The sequence below is a fragment of the Maribacter litoralis genome, from assembly GCF_902506355.1.
GTDB classification, from domain to species: domain Bacteria; phylum Bacteroidota; class Bacteroidia; order Flavobacteriales; family Flavobacteriaceae; genus Maribacter; species Maribacter litoralis.
The window spans coordinates 1,730,420-1,751,970 of record NZ_LR733271.1 but is presented as its reverse complement, the minus strand read 5'-3'; the positions used below and the strand labels follow the sequence as shown (position 1 = coordinate 1,751,970).

The 21,551-nt window shown below is 38.1% G+C and carries 5 protein-coding genes and 1 tRNA gene; 2 read left to right on the top strand and 4 right to left on the bottom strand.

What is annotated here, in order from left to right:
- Window positions 1-68: 68 nt before the first annotated feature.
- Both EXIGUO8A_RS07325 and EXIGUO8A_RS07320 read left to right on the top strand, forming a co-directional pair.
- A complete protein-coding gene (locus tag EXIGUO8A_RS07325) occupies window positions 69-1,229 on the top strand; it encodes a DNA polymerase III subunit (RefSeq protein ID WP_159302596.1) in 1,161 nt (386 codons plus the stop codon).
- A 6-nt stretch (window positions 1,230-1,235) separates the two neighbouring features.
- Window positions 1,236-1,634, top strand: coding sequence for a DoxX family membrane protein (locus EXIGUO8A_RS07320; RefSeq protein WP_159302595.1), 399 nt, complete (start codon window positions 1,236-1,238; stop codon window positions 1,632-1,634).
- 72 nt (window positions 1,635-1,706) lie between these two features.
- Here the strand turns inward: EXIGUO8A_RS07320 and EXIGUO8A_RS07315 are convergent.
- From EXIGUO8A_RS07315 to EXIGUO8A_RS07300, 4 genes are all read right to left on the bottom strand, one after another.
- A tRNA-Cys gene (locus EXIGUO8A_RS07315) sits at window positions 1,707-1,777 on the bottom strand.
- An 89-nt stretch (window positions 1,778-1,866) separates the two neighbouring features.
- On the bottom strand, window positions 1,867-2,238 hold the full coding sequence (folB, locus tag EXIGUO8A_RS07310) for a dihydroneopterin aldolase (protein ID WP_116771587.1): 372 nt from the start codon (window positions 2,236-2,238) through the stop codon (window positions 1,867-1,869).
- Between the two features lie 45 nt (window positions 2,239-2,283).
- Complete coding sequence (locus tag EXIGUO8A_RS07305; protein ID WP_456085616.1) at window positions 2,284-3,234, bottom strand: PorP/SprF family type IX secretion system membrane protein; 951 nt, start codon at window positions 3,232-3,234, stop codon at window positions 2,284-2,286.
- Between the two features lie 17 nt (window positions 3,235-3,251).
- Entirely contained in the window at window positions 3,252-21,206 is a 17,955-nt protein-coding gene (locus tag EXIGUO8A_RS07300) for a T9SS type B sorting domain-containing protein (protein ID WP_159302594.1), read from the bottom strand.
- Window positions 21,207-21,551: the final 345 nt, after the last annotated feature.

Sequence of the window (21,551 nt, the reverse complement as noted above, 5' to 3'; positions counted from 1 at the left end):
GCTAAAAGAGATTATTTACACTCAATACCCTTAAATTTGTTGTACTATAAACAACTATATTTGAATCTATGTTATTCAAAGAAATTTTAGGGCTTTCCCATATAAAAAGTCATTTATCTTCAAGTGCAGATGCCGGTAGAATACCCCATGCACAATTATTTGTAGGTCCAGAAGGCTGTGGTTTATTACCAATGGCTTTGGCTTATGCCCAATATATCATTTGTCAAAATACCAATGGAGAGAATAGTGGTGGCAATGAATCTTGTAATCTAAAATTTAAATCTTTTGCACACCCAGATGTTCATTTTGCATTTCCGGTGTCGAATTCAAATAAAGTAAAATCTCACGCCGTAAGTAACCACTACATGAAAGAGTGGCGAGAGTTTATCATGGAACAACTTTATGGCAATTTGTTCGATTGGTACAGATACATAGAAATTGAAAAAAAACAAGGGCAAATAGGTGTCGACGAAGCACAGGATATCGTAAAGAAACTTTCATTAAAATCTTATGAAGGCGGTTACAAGGTCATGATTATCTGGATGGCAGAAAAAATGAATATCGCAGCTTCCAATAAATTATTAAAACTTATTGAAGAGCCTCCAGAAAAAACTATTTTCCTATTACTTTGCGAAGACGAAGAACAGATCATACAGACCATTAAATCTAGATGTCAAGTAGTACATTTTCCTCCTTTAGCAGAAGATTCTATTGCTACTGCGTTAGTTGAAAAGGGAGCCAATAAATCAGAAGCAAAGTTATTCGCTCATGAGGCAAACGGTAATTTCAATAAAGCTTTAGATCTACTAAACAAGGATTCTGAAGATTTGGTCTTTGAAAATTGGTTTGTACAGTGGGTAAGAACCGCTTTTAAGGCAAAAGGAAACAAAGCTGCAATTCATGACCTTTTGTTATGGAGCGAAGAAGTCGCAAAAACCGGAAGGGAAACACAGAAGAACTTTTTAAGTTATTGTATTACTGTGATGAGGCAAGCACTGATGATCAATTATGGCGCAGAAGAACTGGCATATTTAAAAATACATGCCGAAGGATTTCAATTAAAGAAATTTGCTCCTTTTGTTCACGAAAATAATATTCTTGATATCACCAAAGAATTGGAAGATGCGATTTATCATGTGGAAAGAAACGGTAATTCAAAGATTATTTTTACAGATTTATCTATTAAACTTACCCGATTGCTTCACAAAAAAAAGACAGAACTTAAATAACTTACAATGAAAATATTATTGAACAATGCTACCGAAGTTTTATTGCTATTATTTTTAATCATAACCTTTTTGCAAAGCGGTTTTGATAAAATTACCGATTGGAACGGTAATATATCTTGGCTTAAAAAGCATTTTTATAAAACACCTTTTAAAAATATAGTTCCGTTACTAGTGGGTATTATATTGGTAACAGAAGTTGTTGCCGGTATATTATGTGTAATAGGAATTTACCAAATTTTAAATTCTGGTGATACCGTATTTGCAAAGTACGGTGCAATACTATCGAGTATGACGCTATTGATGTTATTATTTGGTCAAAGAATAGCCAAAGATTATGAGGGTGCTAAAACTATTGCAGTTTATTTTATTCCCACTATACTGTTGGTCTTTTTACTTCAGTCTTAATATAAAGTGCCTTTTAGAACTACAAACGGATATCTATAAAAAACAAAACCCTCCTATTTGGAGGGTTTTTTGAGGCATCGAGCGGATTCGAACCGCTGTACAAGCTTTTGCAGAGCTCTGCCTAGCCACTCGGCCACGATGCCATTTTTTAGCGAGAGCAAAAATAAACAATTCTACCAATCTAAGCTGCATTCACAACCAAGAAATTATATTATTTTTAAGGTAGAAGAATTTAGTTAACCGTTTGTCCGCGTTGTAAATTCAATGATACAGTTACCTTTTCAACATCGCCATTTATTGGCGGATTTATTTTAGAAACCGAAACCATTGCATTGGCCACGGTAGGTAATTCAGTAAATATTCTGTCTATGATTCTTTTGGCTACGTGTTCCAACAGTTTGGAAGGTATTGCCATTTCTTGCTTTACAATTCTGTTGATGTGAACATAATCTACAGTGTCCTTTAATTCATCGGAAACAGAAGCTTTTAGCAAATTCGTATCTACGGAAACATTGACCAAATAATCACTGCCGATGTTCGTTTCTTGTGGCAAGCACCCATGATGGGCGTATGCTTTAATATTCTCTAATTGTACCTTACCCATTAGTCTTTTGTCTGGAGCACAAATTTAATGATTCTCCACAAAGCATTAGTATGTACAACGACAATTACTGATACCTTGAAACAAGTCTACACCTAAAGTGATAACATGGGTACCAGAACTATAACCAAGTAGTTCGTTTAAGATTACTTGGTAAGAATATCCAAAATAAAAATTACTTTTCTTTAAACCGGCTATAGGAGCTATATATAGTGGGTTTCCTATTTGATCGTTCAAGAAACGATAGTTTACACCAGCGTAGAAATAATCCTCAAAATCATAAAATCTGAATTTTAAGTTTAAATCGGTAACAGAGCGACCATCACTTTCAAATAACTGAAACAGTACAGAAGGCTCTATCTCTACTTTACTAGTTCTCTTCTTCATGTATCTGTAACCCGTATAGACATAGTAGTTTCTTAATCTATTTGGCTCGTACAACTCGTTGAAATTACTTAAATCCTTATCTAAAATATTAGATGCATTGGCACTGAAGTAAAACTTATCATACCTATACAACACTCCAATATCAAAGTTATGGTTCGTAGTAGCTTTATCACCTACATAAGCAGGATCGGCTATTAATTCTGGATTAGAGTTGTCTATTCTAAATTGGTTGTAATTATAAGATAAACCAAACGATAAGAACTCATCATCATAACGATCTAGAGTCAGGTGGTGTGCAAAAGATAATCTTGCTCCCTGTTGTTTTGTTTCTCCGTTACTATCGTTGTAAAGCACCATACCAATACCTGATTTTTCTCCAAGTCGCATATCTGCAGCAAGAGATTGGGTATCTGGTGCATCTTTAATACCTACCCACTGAGTAAGGCCATTTAGCCTTATTTTAACATGGTCACCAATACCAGCGTAAGTTGGGGACATTACAAAGGGGTTATCGGCAAGATATTGTGATAGTTGAGGTATTGTAAGTTCTTGCCCTCTTACGGAGAGCACGCTTATAAATAATACCAGTGTCAATAGACTGTTCCGCATCATCATTTTAGGTTAAGTTTTTAACGGTATAGGGTAAAATGTCCAACAAATTCTCTTTCATCTCTTTCGCCATTCAGTTTCACTACATACCAGTAGTCTCCCGTTGGCAATTCATTGTCTAAATAAGTTCCGTCCCAACCTTCAGAATCAACAGATTGTTCAGAAACCACTCTACCATAACGATCAAATATTTTTATTAGTATTTCTGGGTATTGTTCAATGTTTCTAGGGATCCATAAATCGTTCTGTCCATCGCCGTCAGGGGTAAAGAAATTAGGCAATTCAATGTCTATGAACTCCATAAATATATTAGCAACGGTAGAACAACCGTTCTCATCTACCACACGAACTTCATAGGTATCTGTTCTTGTGATATAAAAAGTATTGCTATCGCCATTATCAATACCATCGAAATAGTAGGTATAACCTTCTCTACCACCTTCAACAACAGCCGTTATTTCATTCATGTTGTTTTGTTCCAGTTCTAAGGTCAATGGCTCAAATGCCTCAATAACAAAGTCGATGGTTACAAAACATCCGTTAGCATGGGCAATAATGATGTAATGGTTACCCGGTGCCGTATTTCTAAAGTCGGGATTCAAATGAAGATCAACAGGGTCAACAGAATCTATCGCATATAATACATCTCCAATTACGCTATCGTCTTCAAGCGTAATATTTACATAGTTATCTGGAGTATCACCGGTACATTCATAGACCGGATCAACCGTAGCATTTAGGTTAACTCCCGCTTCAATATCTACCACTACGTTAGTATCACAACCGTTGGCATCTTTAATTACTATTAGGTAATTCCCAGCGGCCATATTATAGAATTCAGTTCTATTCAACACAAAATCTTCATCGCTATTTGAATTTAGTGCCGTGCTATATGGTGCAGTACCACCTGTAATATCTAAGATTATAGTACCATCTTGACTATCTACACAAATTTCTGGTGTAGTTTCTACTTCAACTGCCAAACTAGATGGCTCAGAAATAGTATATGTCAAGTATTCGAAACAACCATTTTGGTCTTGTGCAATTATCGTATACTCACCAGGAGCTAGATCAGTAAATGTATTTTCATCATAGAACTGATTCAAGTTTGGTGAAATAGCATATTGATAACCACCGGCTCCACCAGAAAGCGTAACCGTAATTTCACCGTTATCTTCACCGGCACACGTAATATCCAAGACGGTGTCTGTGTATGACAATGGAGTTGGCTCTATAATGATCACCTCTTCAGGTGCTGTAGTACAATCTTCATTAACAACAGTTACATAATACGTACCTGCACCCAAATCTCTAAATACACCTTGAGACTGAGGACCTGCAATTCTAGAAGCTACGCTTAAAGAACTATCGGTAAACAATTCATATTGGTAGTTGCCTAATCCGCCATCTGCACTTGCATAAATTATTGCAGTACTTTCACCTGTACAGTTCAGTACCGCAGCAGAGGTGTCAACCGTTAATTCTAAAGCAGGAATCTCGCTTTCTGTAATTGCATTAGAAATCGCAGATTCACAACCATTGATTGCATCACGTACATAGAATTGGTATCTACCAGCCGGATACATTCCTGTTTCAGGCAATCCTAAAGGATTACTGGTCATAGGTAAGAAGTTGATATTATCAACACTATACTCATAAGTTCCACTACCACCTGTGGCAGTAAGTTCAAACTCAGCACCAGTAGTACAGGTCAATGCATCAGTTCTAATTAAACTCGCCTGTACTTCAGTTGGCTCTCTTACCTCAACAATATTCGTTGTAGTATCACAGTTCCACCCATCGACTACGGTTACACTATAGAAACCTGCGCCTAAATCTGTAAAACTAGGATTGGTTTGTTCACCAGTGGTCGCCGTAATCGTAGTACCTGTTTCATTATAGAAATTCAACTGATAACTATACGTACCACTACCGCCACCAGTTACATTTGCAGTAACAACAGCTCCCGTATCACCGTAACAAGCTAGGTCTGTTACAAGCGGAGTTGCATTAGCCACTATCGGTGTTGCTGGCGTTAATGTTTCAGTATAATTTACAATACATCCGGCATCATCGGTAATGCTAATTGAGAAATCACCAGCAGCCAATCCTGTGAAAATACCTTCATTAACATTATCCATGTTATATGCATCGCCTGTTGTAGTATTTGTCAATACAATATCATATGGCTTATAACCGCCTTCAACTTCAACTCTAATAACACCTTGGTCATCGGTACAAGTTGCTTCCGCCAATGGAGTTACTACTCCGCTTAACGCTATATCCGGCGAAATAATAGTAACCAAATTGGTATCTTCAGAACAGAAAGGAACATCGGTTTCTGTGATGGTTACATAATAGCTACCACCTGAAAGACCTGTTATTGTTCTAGGATTAACACTAGTATCCGTTGCCGTAGAAGCTATAATCGATGTACCTACAGCATTGAATACTTCGTATGTGTAATTACCCGTATACCCATCAATATCAATTTCTAAACTTCCGTTTGCATCACCAAAACATGTAACTTCTGAAATTGCTGTTGCAGTAGCCGTAATAAAATCGAATGGAGCAACGGTATAACTAGTTGTATTAACATAACAACCTGTATCTGTATCAGTAACTCTAAATACATATGAACCAACGGTATCTAAATCGTACGTTGCTGAAGTGGCCGTTGAACTTACCAATGTAGCCGATGTATTTCCTATTGGCAACAACTCATATACATAGTTATGAGCCAAACCATTATCAACTACTGAAATTGTTATTCTTTCATCGTTGGTACATGTAATTTCGACATCTTGAGCTATTGTAGGCGTAAATGTATTTATAGGTTGAATTGTAACGGTATCGAACGTAGTACAACCATTGGCATCTTTTACATATACATCTATATTTTGTACGCTTCCATCATCCGTAACGTTGAATATATTTGACGTTTGGAAAATAACATTATCAATACTGTATAAATATGGTGCGGTTCCTGTACCTATACCAGCTGTTGCTGTTATAGTTGCAGTATTTACACTGTTATCAGCCGCACAATTAAATTCCGTTGCCGTAGCAGATACTGTTAATTGTGTAGGTTCAGTGATTGTCTCATTTTTAACAGCATCACAACCTCTACTAGATATTACTCTTACTTGATACTCACCTTCCGCTAAACCTGTAAACAAAGCATCGTTTTGAGCAGGTACGATTGGTGTTACCAAGTCAGCAAAATCGTATAGTTCATATTGATATATAGGATTATCGTCTGTACTTGGGTCAATATTGGCTCTAATACTACCATTCGAATCTCCAAAACAACTTACGTTTACGATAGTTGCATCTAATAATACTGGTGCTACTGGCGCATCTAGAACTTGCGTTACCGTTCTTTCACAAACTGGATTCGTAGTATCTAAATCACTAACTACGAAGGAATATGTTCCTGCCTCAGTTAAGTTTGTAAATACACCTGTTGTTTGAGTTACAACGCTACCTAACGGAGTGGTCATTTCAAACTCAAGGTTTGTAGAGCCACCGGTAACATTCACGGTTATTTCTCCACCCGGAGTCACCGTACAATCAATAGACTTATCTACTGTGGTAGAAACGTCCATTTGCTCATAAAGTATTTCAGCTGGAGTAGTGAATGTACAACCCCATTGATCTGTAATAAACACATCATAGTTACCCGCTCCAAGTCCTGAGAACACTCTTGTGTTCTCAGGAGCACGGAAATCGGAACCGTTTAATCTCAATTGATAGGTATAGTTACTTCCTTGTCCGCCAGTTGGTAGGCTCACTTCAATCTCACCCTGTAAATTTGTACAATTTTCTTGGTTAACTTGTAAAGTTGCCGCAATAGGGTCTGGAACATCAAGAACAATATTATCTTGAATTAATCTCTCACAACCTTCAGAATCTAGTGCCCATGCTTGGTAAGTACCAGCAACTAAACCTGTAAACGAAGCATCAGCTACAAAATCTGTTGTTGCAGGAACACTCGTGCCTACAAAATACGTATAGCCACCCCAACCACCAACTACGTCAGTAATGGTTATGGTACCGTCATTTCCAGGCACACATGTAATATCCGTTACTACCGTAGATCCACTGATATCAGCAGTAGGACCGTTGATTGTAAATGCTTCTGTATTTGTACAGAACGGGTTATTGTCTTGTGTAATAGAAACATAGTAACTACCTGCCGCTAAATTAATATCTGCTGTTGGGCCGTTCGCAACTTCTGTGTTTGTTGCTTCTACTGTATCATCGGCAGTATTAGCCAAAGTTCCATTAGTGTTATAAATGGTCCAAGTAAATCCGCCAGGATATGTTGCATCGACTAACTCAAAGTTTACTGCACCAGTTGCCGTACCATAACATATAACATCACTTGTTTTAACTATATCGATGGTAAATGTATTTGGTTCTTCTATAGTTTCTGCAACAGAAACCACACAACCCGTATCAATATGTCTTGCTAATATCGTATACGATCCTGCAGACAAACTACCGAACACGTTAGAAGTTTGGTAGTTGGCACCATTATCAATACTATATTGGAATCTAGTTGGGTCGCTTAAAGTAGATGTCACCGCTACCGTAATTTCACCATCGCTACCAGGAGCACATGTAACCGTATTTGAAACCGAAGCGTCTATATCGGTAATTTCATCAAAAGGAAGAACAGTAGCTGTTGTGCTACCAGAACAACCCTTGTCATCATAAACATTGATGGTGTAGGTATCACCTGCTCTATTTGTAACCACCAATACATTTGATGCACCAGATTGTACCACAGACGAACTGCTATCCAAAAATTCATAGATTACATAGTTACCGCTACCACCGGTTATGGCAGTTTCGTCAACTGTTATTGTAGCATTGTTAGGGTTATTACCAGAAGTACAACCAAATTCTACAACTGTAGTGTCTATGTTCGATATTACTGCAGGTTCATCTATTACAATGTTACCCGATGCAGTACTACAACCGTTAGTACCTGTTGCCGTTACAACGTATGTATTTGGAGGTAAGCCTTCAAATGTATTATTACTTGCATTGAACGTTCCAGCTACTGGAGATATCGTAAAAGTTAACGGATTTACTCCGTTTTCAACTTGTGTCAAAGTAATTGAACCATCGTTAGCTCCAAAACAAGTAATATCTATATGCGAATCTGTAAAAACAGGTTGAATAGCAGGAGCCAACTCTTGCGTTACCGTAATTTCACAAACAGGATTTGTAGTATCTAAATCTCTTACTAAGAAACTATAAGTTCCGTCAACGGTTAAGTCAGTAAATGATGCATTATTGGTTTGCGTAACCGCAGCTCCTGTTGGAGGTGTCATTACAAACTCTAGGTTTGATGAACCACCGGTTACATTGATAGTGATAGTACCACCAGGTGTACCCGTACAATCAATAGCCTTGTCTACCGTAGTAGTTGCACTTAACTGTTCGTATAATTCTACTGGAGCAGTTGTAAATGAACATCCCCATTGATCCGATACAATTACTTCATATTCACCAGCTCCTAATCCTGAGAAAACTCTAGTGTTCTGCGGAGCTCGAAAATTAGACCCATCCATTACCAATTGGTAGGTATAATTACTTCCTTGTCCCCCAGTTGGCACACTAACTTCTATTTCTCCCTGTAAGTTTGTACAATTCTCAATGTTCACTTGTAATGTCGCCGCAATTGGATCAGGAACATCAAGAACAATGTTATCTTGTATTAATTGCTCACAACCTTCAGCATCACGAACCCAAGCTTGGTACGTACCTGCAGGTAACGAATCAAAAGTAGCGTTAGCTACGAAATCTGTAGTTGCAGGAGCACTTGTACCAACAAAATAGGTGTAGCCACCCCATCCACCGACAACGTCAGTAATCGTAATTGACCCATCATTTCCAGGAACACATGTTATGCCAGTTAACACAGTACTTCCTGATATATCAGCATCAGGACCTGCAATATTGAAAAATTCAACATTGGTACAGAATGGATTGCTGGTTTGTGAAATAGAAACATAGTACTCACCAACACCTAAATTAATTATTGGTGTAGGACCGTTCGCAGCTTCAGAACCACTAAGAACAGAAGTATTATCGGTACGGAAAATTTCCCAATCGAAACCTGTGTTATACGTAGCATCTATCAATTCAAAAGTTACTTCACCGGTATCTGTTCCAAAACATATAACATCACTTGTTTTTACAACATCGATCGTAAACGTGTTTGGCTCTTCAATTCTAGCCGAAGCAGTTACGATACAACCCGTATCGGTATGTCTTATCAAGAAGTTATGGTTTCCAGCAGACAATCCGCCAAAAACATTGGTAGAAAAGTAAGTTACACCATTATCAATGCTATACTCGAATTTAGAACTATCACTAGCTGTAGATGTTGCCGTTACGGTAATTTCACCATCACCACCCGGTGCACAAGTAACCGTATTGGTCACTGCTGCCGTTGCTCCTGTTAATTCGTCATACGGAAGCACAGTAGCTGTTGTACTGCCCGAACAACCGTTGTCATCATACACATTAATAGTGTATGTCTCGCCCGTTCTATCTGTAACCATTAAGACATTCGATGAACCAGATTGTACTACGGCAGAGCTGCTATCAATAAATTCATATGTTACATAGGTATTACTACCTCCAGTAATTGCTGCCGTATCAACGGTTATTGTAGCATTATTATCATTATTACCTACGGTACAACCAAACTCAACAACATCTGCATTTACGTTCGTAATTTGTAACGGGGTACCTACCGGACTGTCAACTTCTAATTCACAACCACGAGCAGAAGTAGCCCTAACAACATAATCATCGTTTGCGCCTAAATTGTTAAATATAGTAGATGTTTGTGGTACGCCAACCGGTGTCAATACCGAGGGAGCCGTCTCTATAAATAATTGATACACATATGGAGGATTATCCATTGAAGCATCAAGTTCTACAACTATAGATCCATCAGTATCTCCAAAACAGGTTACATCGGTAATATCCGTTGTAAATAAAACAGGGGTTGCCAATTCCAATTCAACATCTGTTTGAGCGGTACAACCTCCTAGAACTGTATCATATACATGGGCGGTATAAGTACCTGAATCCAATCCTGTGAAAATTGGTGATGGTTGAGGTCCGCCAGCTACGCTAACTCCTCCATTATCGAATAATTCATATTCATAGAAAGTAGAACCACCATATGCTGTAATTATAATCTCACCATCTCCCTCTGTACATGAAGGTTGGGTTGTAACCTCAGCTGTGATAGATGTTGGTGCAAAGATTTCAATGTTTTCTACATTTCCACATCCATTAAAGTCACGTACTTGAACAGTGTAATTACCAGAACTAAGGTCGGTAAACTGATGTGTAGTACCTGTGGTCGTTAACGTAGAAGACTGGTATGAACCGCTGTTTACACTAAGTGTATATGGTTGAGACCCTTCTCCGTCTAACGTAATTTCTATAATAAAGTCGCCCTCATCTGCAGTACATTGGTTGATTACCAATCCAGAAATAGCAGGGGTTGGATCATCTGCAATAGTAACATCTATAGGTAAAGCTGTAGAACAACCATTTCCGTCCAATACATAAATATCCCATTCTGTATTTACAGAAGGATCTAATTTTGCATAGTTACTAGTTACATAATCTGTTGCAACCGGAGTAGCTCCGTCTTGAACATATGCATACGTATAAGAACCATTACCACCACCAGCGATAACCGTTACATTGGCATCTTCTGAACAGTAGCCATTGTTTTGGTCTGCTAGAGTCAAAGTAACCGGGTTCGGTTCTAATATTCTGAACTCAAAAGTATTTGTACACTCAGGAGTAGCTGCCTCTTGGAAGAATAATACATAATCTCCTGGAGGAATATTCGAAATTGTTTCAGTCGCTGTTGGACCAGGACCGTTTGGACCTGTAACGCTACCTGAATAAGCACCACCTAATGGTGTGTTGCTAATACTTTCCCTTAATTCATAATTAATGGTAGTAACCGAAGAATCATAACCCTCAAATTGAAAAGCAATTGACCCATTTGTATCACCAAAACATGCAACATCTGTTACCGTTGGATCTGCAACTACATCAATAGCAGATACATTAGGAATATCAACTTCAACAAAACTAGAACATCCTGTTGTCGTGTCGATCACTTGAAAAACATAACTAGCACCAGGGTTTAGTCCGTTGTACGTTGCAACTTCCTCATCAGCTGTAGCACCCGCCGCCTCAGCATCTGGTGCGGTTCCTGTACCATAAATAGTAAAATCGTAGTTTCCTGAACCTCCACTTGCGGTAAGTTCAGCAGTACCACCAGTAATACAACTAACTGGCATTAAAACCGGGTCAACCGATAAATATGGACTAGACAAAACCCTAACCGGATTCTCGTAATACTCACAACCATTGGCATCCAATACACGAACATAGTAGTCTCCGAAAGCTAATCCGTCAAAAGTTACCGTAGTTGCTGTCGTATTTACAACAGGGTTTGGCCCAGTCGTAGGAACAACATTATTAAGATTATCATATAGGGTATATGTAAAATTAGGTACCCCACCACTTGTAATCGTAATTTCAATACTACCTGGTATATCACCAGTTGCACCACAACTAACATCTGTAGCAACAACATTTGCATCAAATAATACTGGGTCAACAACAGTTACACTGCCATTATAAGTACATTCTTTAGAATCTCTAACTATATAATTATAAGTACCAGCAGCTAAACCTGTGTATACACGTTGGCTTGTAAAGGCACTACTGTTAAAACTAATTTCATAAGGCGATGAACCAAAGTTAGGATCCACATTGATTTCAACGATACCATTGGTGTCTCCAAAACACGTAGGGTTGGTAACGGTTTCAGTTGCAATAGGGTTTACTGTTGGTGTAACCGTAACTATATTAGAAACGGCAGTACAACCTTGGTCATCTGTTACTCTAAATCTATAAGTACCAACTGTTGAAGTTGAATACGGGAATGTTCCTGCAAAAGCAGCATAGCCCCCACCATTAACTTCCAATTCATAGGTGTAAGGAGCATAACCGCCATTGGTTACCAAGTTCATGACTGCATCTGGTGATACTGTACAGTCTAAATCTTTATCTAATGTAAGCGTTGCCGTTAATTGAGGTTCAATATCAAAAGTTACTGTATCTGTACAACCATTGGCATCTCTAATTTCAAAAGTATAATTACCAGGAGTTAGATTTGTAAAGGTGTTTGATGTTGTAAATGTACCCATACCCATTCTATACGTATAAGGAGCAACACCGCTAGTAGCGCCGACCTCAATTGTGGCCGATCCTGATACGGAAGAATTAAAACATACATCTGAACTAGGTAAAATACTTGCAACCGGAGTAGCAGGGGCTACTAATGTAAATGTATCTGTTTCGGTACAACCATTAGCATCGGTAACCGTAATTGTATGTAAACCTAATTGATCCAAACCTGTAAATACCCCCGTGCTTTGTGAAGCCGTATTGGAGCCATCTGGAAGTTCTATTACATAAGAATATGCCGAAGTTCCACCTGTTACCGTAATATCAACAGCACCATCATCAATACATGTGGGCTGTGTTGGCGTATTAGAAACCATTAAAACTGCAGGCTCATCAATAATTTGAGTTAGCATTTCAGTACAACCAGCAATTGGGTTGTCAACATCCCTTATGAAAATAGTATAACTACCTGCAGCCAAACCTGTTATTTGATGTGTTGCTAGCGTATCGCTACCTTCAATAGTTGTAAAAGCACTATCATAGCTATACTCATAACCACCTGCTCCGAAATTTTCAACTTCAAAAGTTATAGTACCAGAATTATCACCGTTACAATCCAAATCTTCAAAAGACTGAATTGCAGCTTCAAAAGCATTACCGTCTTCAACATTTACGATAATATCGGTAGTACAGTCGCTACCATAATCAACAGTTATAGTATGTTGACCAACTGCAACGTTACTGAATTCATTACTTGTTTGAGGCGTATGACCATCTATACTGTAAGTATAAGTTGCATCATTCGGAAGTATGGTAATTATGCCTGTTCCATCACAACTGTAATCAATATTACTGCTTAAAGATGGTTCTGTTGGTAAAGGTGCTATTACGATATTTGGCAGGTCAACAACACAACCTGTATTGTTAGCATCCCTAACCTGAACTGTATACGTACCGTCGGTCAATCCTGTGAAAACCGTTCCTCCAGTTGTAGCCGTAGTCCAAGTACCACCGTTTAAACTGTATTGATATGAACCAGAACCGCCAGTTGTAGGTGTCACACCACCAACAGTGATCTCTGCTAATTGATTACAGGTATAATCTTCTGTTTGTTCGCTTTCTGCCACTATTTCAGGTAATTCATCAACAGAAACAGATAAGATAAGCTCACAATCGTTAACATCTCTTACTCTTACATCATAAGTACCTGCAGTAAGATTATTGAATAAACTTACAGACCCGAAGTTTACACCACCATCAATACTATACGTATAAGGAGCCTCACCACCACTAGCGGCTAAAGAAATACTACCATTATTACCACTAAAACAAGTAACATCTACAACTGTTGGTGTTGCTGCTACAGGGGCATCTTGATCAATATTGATGTCATACTTGGCAGGACATGCATCTGTGCCTCCATTGTTATCCAAAACATAAACATCATAATCGCCCGCACTTATAACCGTTACCGTATTCGTAGCCGAATAATCGCCCGCATTTGGTGTTGTTCCATCTGTAACCACTGCATAAACGTAGTTTCCATCGCCACCTGCAGCGGTAATATTAATTTCGCTATCAGTACCACATGCCGTTATTGTACTTGCGCTAGCGCTTACCGTAACCTCTTGTTCAATGGTTACTGTTTGCGCAGGAGCATCACAACCGAAAGCATCGGTAACCTCAATAGTGTATGTACCATTTGAAAGACCCGTGAACGTATACGTGGTCGCATCTACCGGAGTCGGAGTTACATAAGATCCTCCATTAATTCTAAACTGATAGTCTCCATTACCAGCTGTAACATTTACGACAATAGTAGCATCATTACTACCACTATAACAAATAGTTTCCTGTAAAGTGAAAGCCGGAGTTTCTGGAGCCGTAACTACAATTGGGGTATCAATTAAATCTGAACAACCATTGACATCTCTAGCACGAACATTGTAAGTTCCTGCCGATAAGCCACTAAACACTGTATTCGTTTGGTATGCGGTTATAATACCGCCAGAAGTATCTTCTAATTGATACTCATACCCTGGCGTACCACCTGTTGCACTTGCTGTAATTTCTGCACCACCATTGTTACACGTATAATCTTGTGTAAGATCTGCATCTGCAACTACTAATGTTGGTTCATTAATAGTATGGTCAAAAAATGTAGTACAACCAGGTAAAGAACTCGCTGCATCCCTAACATATACTCTATAAGTGCCTGCTGAAAGTCCTGAAATTGTTTGAGGTGATACCGTAGTACTACCCAATGTGCTGGCAAAATTATCTAAACTATATTCAAATCCGCTTGCCCCATAGTTATCTACTTCAAAAGTTATCGAACCAGAGTTATCACCGTTACAATCCAAATCTTCGGAAGAAAGTAGGTTCGCTTCAAAAGCATAACCATCTTCAATAGTAACGTCAATAGATACTGTTTGAGAGCACTGTTCCGGACTTTGAAAAGCCTGAATATTATCTATAGCAACATCGTTTCCGTTTGTTCCGGTAGCAATTGTTCTAATTACAATATCGATTGTACTGTTTGCACCAGGATTTAATGGAGGAATATTAACATTTCTCCAGTCATTAGCTCCTGTGTTTTCGTCAATTAAACCTGTTGTACCACTATCGATTACATTACCTGATGGATCAACTATCTCTACCAGAATATTTGGTCTAATCAACCCTGAACCTTGCCTTACCAAATTAATTACATCTAACTCTACTTCAACATCTCGGTTAGGTACGATCTCAATATCAGTTTTGCTATAAACTATTGTGTTTACACCTGGATCACCAACATTGACCGCTAAATATCTTCCGTTAGGGTCTCCAGAATTATCAATAGGACTTACCCACGTTCCAAAAGGAGCAACAATAGTGCTAGTTACACTATATTGCAAATCGTTTATGTTGAAATTGGTGTCTGAACAAGTCCCTAAAGAGGCATCTTGAGACTCATAACAGTAATAAGTCGTATCGATCTGAGGGATGGAAATATTTGACCCTGTTCCAAAATCTTCGCGCATTAGCACACTTCTTGCCGGTGGAGTGTTACTAATATAATCAACATCAATCGTATGGGTACCCACAGGAACATCTGTAAATACATTTGAATCTCCAGGAGTATTAACCGAACCATTCAGATAGTACGTATAATCTAAGTTAGGATTATCTGGAGTTATAGTTACAATACCCGTACCATCACAAGAGTAATCAACCTCTGGCGTAAGCTCAACATTAGGGGGTGTTGGTGCTTGTTCAATAGTCACATCCATAGGATACGTACAGTTATTTGCATCTTGTATATACACTGTGTGTGATCCAGGTAAAAGATATCCTATTGCATCTGTACCATATGAGCCTCCTCCATCAAAACTATACGTATATGGAGCAGTACCACCTTGAGCGTTTGTTATTCTAACCTCAGCACCGTCTGCCGGGTTACATTCAACTAATTGCGTAACCGCTGCCGATGCAGAAAGCGTAAAAGGTTCTGAAATTGTATACACTTGGTCAACCTCACAATTATTTACATCCCTTACTCGAATATTATATGTGCCTGCACCAAGGTTATTAAAAGTATTTGGGGTTTGATAATTTGCCCCATTATTAATACTATACGTATAAGGTCCCTCGCCACCAGAAGCAACTATAGTTAAAGTAGATTGATTTTCTCCACTACAAAGTATATCTGTATTGGAAATAGATAATGCTAATGCATCATCTTGGTCTATTGTAATCTCATATGAAGATTCACAGAAATCAGCATTACCACTATTATCTCTTACATATACATCATATACTCCTGTGCCAGTAACTGTCACAGTGGTACTTGGGTCAAAGTCGCCCGCATTTGGGGTTGCCCCATCATTTACTACCGCATACACATAATTACCATCTCCGCCAGCTGCAGAAATATTTATATCGGTATCGGTGCCGCAGGCAGTAATGTTACTTGCGCTTGCTGTTACCGTTAATGCCGGGTCTATAGTAATACTTTCTGTATCTGTACAGTTGTTACCATCTCTTACCTCAACCGTATATGTTCCTGCAGAAAGATCAGAAAATATATTGGTTGTACTAAAAGGACCTCCATTTAAACTATATTCAAAAGTACCGTCGCCACCAGATGATACACTTGCGGTCAAGGTCAATAATACAGCATCATCAAAACAATCTTGATTCGGTGTTATTACTAGAACAGGCGGTTCCGCAGCGTCCAAATCGAACGTGAAAGGAATACTACAATTGTTCGCATCTGTTACCGTACCGTTATATGTACCAGACTGGGTTAAACCTGTAAAAGAACCTGTGGAATTAGAACCAAATACAGAAGTATCTGGATTGTTCAATGTATAAACATAACTTCCCCATCCGCCATCGGCAAGAACACTTACACTACCCTGTGATGTACAACTAGGTTGTATTTCGGTTAAACTAGAAATAATCAATGCCGAAGCCGGACCTTCTAATTCATGTGTAGCAGAATAAGTACAGTTGGTATCTGTATCTACAATGTCTATGGTATAAATACCAGCAGCTAAGTTGTTGATGTTATCAATAACAGCTTCAGTACCACCTGTTCTTTCAACACCTGTAGGACCGGTGATTGTATACGTAAAGTTTTGACCCGCTTGGAAGTTTACATTAAAACGAATAATACCATCTTCAGCACCAAAACAACTGATCGGTTGTGTGGTTGCTCCACTAGCCGATATTGGGTTAATCGTATTTATCGTATAATTTTCTTCATAGAAACAGCCATCCGCATCAGTAACCCTAACCGTATAAGTATCTGGAGACAAATCTTCAAAAACAGCTTCGTTACCTGAAGTACTTGTTGGGCCAATGGCAGAAGGTGCAGTAATGGAATATACGTAAGGTGCTGTACCATTAATTGCGTTAACAGTTAAGTTAGATGTTCCAGTAGGACATGTAATTTGAGACTCTGTTATAGTTAAATCCGTTGGTGGATTTGGTCTATCAATAACAATTTGATTGGTTACAAAAGTACAGTTATTAGCATCTCTAATAGTAATGGTATAAGAACCATCGGTAAGGTTTTCAAAGCGGTTTGCGTTTGTTGTTGTATCGGGAACAAAGTTAATACCATCAATACTGTATGAATATGGTGCGGTTCCGCCAACTACATTTTGTGCTTCAATTATACCTTCTTGTAAACAGGTATAATCTTGAACCAAAATAGCATCGCCACTAATTGCAGCAGTTGGTGCATTGATAGTAAATGTCTCTTCTGATAAACAAGTAGCCGTGCCTCTTGTTTGCGTAATTTCAACTCTATAGTCTCCTGCCGCCAAGTTTGGAAAACTACCTGTACTGTTATCTGCTAATGGTTGATCGGTATCATCAAATAATGCAAAATCTAAAGTATAGCCATTAGTGTCGGTTACATTAAACTGAATTCTACCGGTAGTTTCTCCGAAACAAAGAACATCTGTAACAGTAGTTGGATCAAAATCTGCCGTTGGGTGATATTCTATAGAAACCGTATTTGATTCTACATAACAGCCTGTTCTATCTAATACCAAGAAAACATAATCCCCAGCACCAGAAACATTGAACGTAGTCTCCGTTTGGAAATTGGTTGCAGGAATATCTGCAAAATCTGAATACGATGTAACGGTATTTCCGCCCTCATCAACATAACTCCAAATTACGTAGGAGTAATCTGGATTACCGCCGTCGGCATCCATTGAAATAATACCATCTTCACAAGTAATATGTTGCGTAACACTTGCGGTTAATTCTAAATTATTTTCATCTAAAATGGTAAATGATTCACTAAATGAACAGCCATCATCTGTAGAGATGTAGGCGATATAATCACCAGCACTTACATCTGTAAAAGGGTAATTATTATCTGCATGACCATTTTGGCTATCTACAAGAGTTCCTAATCCTCCATTGCTACCGTCATCTAACCTTATCTCAAATGCATACGGTGAGTCAGCATCTGTAATCTGTAGCGTAACGGTACCTAAGTTGAAACACGTCTCTGGAGTTACACTTACGTCATATGTTACCGCTCTTTCTCTAATACCTATAACCGGAGTAGAAAAAATACATGCATCTTGAATTAGATCACCGTTTGTATCTAATTGAGTAACCTCAACTCTATAAGAACCGTTCTCACCAGAAGCAAAATCAAAACTTGGACCGTTGTTAGCACTAAATGGAACAATAACATTATTAGTGTCATTATCTACCAATTGATAACCATAACCCGCTCCAATATTTGTAATGGTAATGTTACCATCGGTATCACAAACAATATCTCTATTATTAAATTCTATATCTAAGTTGTTCTGAAAACCTTTGAAATAGAAGCTGCTAGTACATCCATTTTGATAGATTACAGAAAGTCTATATTCACCTGGTGCATTTAATAAATAATTACTACCGGTACCTACTTCTGTCCAAGAACAAGTGAGGGCTCTATTAGCACAATCTTCACCTACATCAACACCACAACTACCTTCATTTAAAATCTCCCAAGTAACACTTTGCGCATCAACAATATTAACAGCTAGTGGTTGCGTGTCATTAATACCGCACAAGAAAATTTTAGGTAAATAAGCGCTATCGTCTGAGCAGAAAACGATTTCGCCAGGAATGTCATTACTAGGGTCAGCATCACCATTTACTTCATTGAAATATTCGGTAACAGGGTTTGGTAAATTACCAGAACCAAAAGGCTCTACATTGATAATTTCTTTAAATCCTTTACATGGATCGGCAACAATTTTATCAACTATATATTGACCAACAAGTGTTACTACTTGCGTACTAGGGTCATTATCTGGATCACCATCGTTAATTTCAACATCGGTAGCATCAATTTCACCATTACTATTGGTGTCTCTATACCATACATACGAATCAAAACCGTCGCCTGCATTTAAAATGGTACTTGTGCCGCAAAGTTCTATGGTTCTTTGAAAATTACAATCGGACAAATCATCCAATAGGAAGTTGGTAGCTCCCGGAACCACAAATCCACAAGAATTAAAATCTGTAACACTTGGGTCATCTGTAACTTGGGCAGAGTTGTTTTCACCTCTATATGAGCTATAAGCCAAGTTTTCTATTAAGTCTGAACAAGCATCTATAAAATCAAAGCAGTTTTCAGCAACTTGAACTCTAAAAATAATTGAATATTCCCCATCATTTTGATCAACAAATACATCTGGAACGTTAAAAACTATTTCCCTACTTGCCGGGTCATAGGTATATGTAATTTCATGACATGTTCTAGGTGTTCCTTCACATATTGGTGCAGGAAAAGAAAAATCGGTATCATTAAAAAAGTTTCGTCCATCTGGTGGCGAAACGTTAACTGGCAATACGTCTCTAATAGTATAGTTGACTCCATCATCATTACCAATATTTTCAAAAGTCAATACATAATCCAATGTTTGACCTAAGTTTACCCCTTGCCCCGTGATATCAACGCCTCCTGGAGTTTGTACTCTTTTTTCCAAAACAATGTTTGGCGCAATTATATCGACATCAAAAGAAGTAAAGAAGATATCATACTTATCTTGTGAAGAACTTGCCCTTAAAATAGCACTTGTAGAACCATTAGGTATTACGGTATTACTGGCACCACCATTAGGTATTTCAAAAAGATCAACATCCCAACCCAACGTATTAATGCTATTCGGATTTCTAGTGGTATATTGAGCATCGAACTGAGTAATACTGGAATTAAAGAAATTATTTGCCGGATTTTGACCATTTGACAATGTGGTAAAAGAACCGTTCGCATTAATTTGCAAAGCATCTCCACCAATTCTATTATCACCTTCTAAAGCGCCAACTCCCATATTGGCATAAACGGGAAAAGGTGCTGGCAAGGTTGTAAAACCGTTTACTGGTATGTCAATACTTTCCCCGGATTTTACACCCGCATAACCATCAAAAGTGGTGATGAATTTATCACCCGGTAAGTTTGGGTTTTCATATACAATGACCATTTTCCACCCACCGGAAATTCCACCTGAAATATTATTGCCAGTACTAGCACGTACATTAGCTACAAAATAATCACCATTGGGGTTCCCTAAACCAGCCACTATAGAGGTTACATCTTTATAAGCTGCATAGGGACTGTAGTACCCGAAATCTACATCACCATTACCATCAAAAATTATTTCATCTGCAGTAATATCTTGGTAAGTTCCTCCTGGAGTTCTAAACTTAATATCATCAATAGTACTTCTATCTGGATTTACATAAACAGCTGACCAATAAAGACCTGCATAACGTACCAAAGAACAATCAACATCCGGTATTTCTAAATATGCGCTACTAGAGCTAAAAGTACTGTTATCATTGTCGATATCAATATACTGCATGTCATAGTTGTCATTGTAATTGGAGGCATTACCCGTAACGTTCAAAGGTTCGTTTGGCGTTACTTCTGGCGTGGTTACCCATTCTCGTCTCCATCTGCCATTTCTATAAACCCACTGTCTTTGTGTAGTTTCAGGAATATATCTATTTACAATGTTGTTAGCAATAAATGTAAGTTCACCTCGAATATCCGCTTCGTAACGAACATCAAAATCATTTTTAACCTGAGCAACCGCAGTTTGTAAACCAAGTGCCAAGAATAAAATGAAAAATAAAAACTTTGAGTACTGTTTTCCCATAGGAGAAATGTGTTTGGTGAAATCTAAAAATGTGGTCAGCTGTATCATGTGCTAAAATTGTTGAAGCATTCCTCTCATTCGACATTGATCTTGTATCGTTACACTGCGGAATTCTCCAATAACAAATATTAACCTTAGTAGTAACGTGAAGAATTTATTGTTGTGGTAACGATGTTTTCTGTTGTGAAACAGCAAATAAAATGGGTTTGTTTTTATGAAAAAGTGTGCATTTCAACGATAATACACACATAGGCACGACTTTAAGGATGTATTAATCCTGACAATTCAAGTAAATTTTGTGAATAATATTTAATTGAATTTAAAATATTTATATAGGGAAGCCAATGACTTTAAAAACAGTAAAATAATTTAAATTTGAGCTAACGATTGTAC

Excerpts from the sequence above, each read along its gene's own strand:
- EXIGUO8A_RS07325 (WP_159302596.1), top strand. The coding sequence starts at position 69 with ATGTTATTCAAAGAAATTTTAGGGCTTTCCCATATAAAAAGTCATTTA.
- EXIGUO8A_RS07320 (WP_159302595.1), top strand. The coding sequence starts at position 1,236 with ATGAAAATATTATTGAACAATGCTACCGAAGTTTTATTGCTATTATTT.
- folB (WP_116771587.1), bottom strand. The coding sequence starts at position 2,238 with ATGGGTAAGGTACAATTAGAGAATATTAAAGCATACGCCCATCATGGG.
- EXIGUO8A_RS07305 (WP_456085616.1), bottom strand. The coding sequence starts at position 3,234 with ATGATGCGGAACAGTCTATTGACACTGGTATTATTTATAAGCGTGCTC.
- EXIGUO8A_RS07300 (WP_159302594.1), bottom strand. The coding sequence starts at position 21,206 with ATGATACAGCTGACCACATTTTTAGATTTCACCAAACACATTTCTCCT.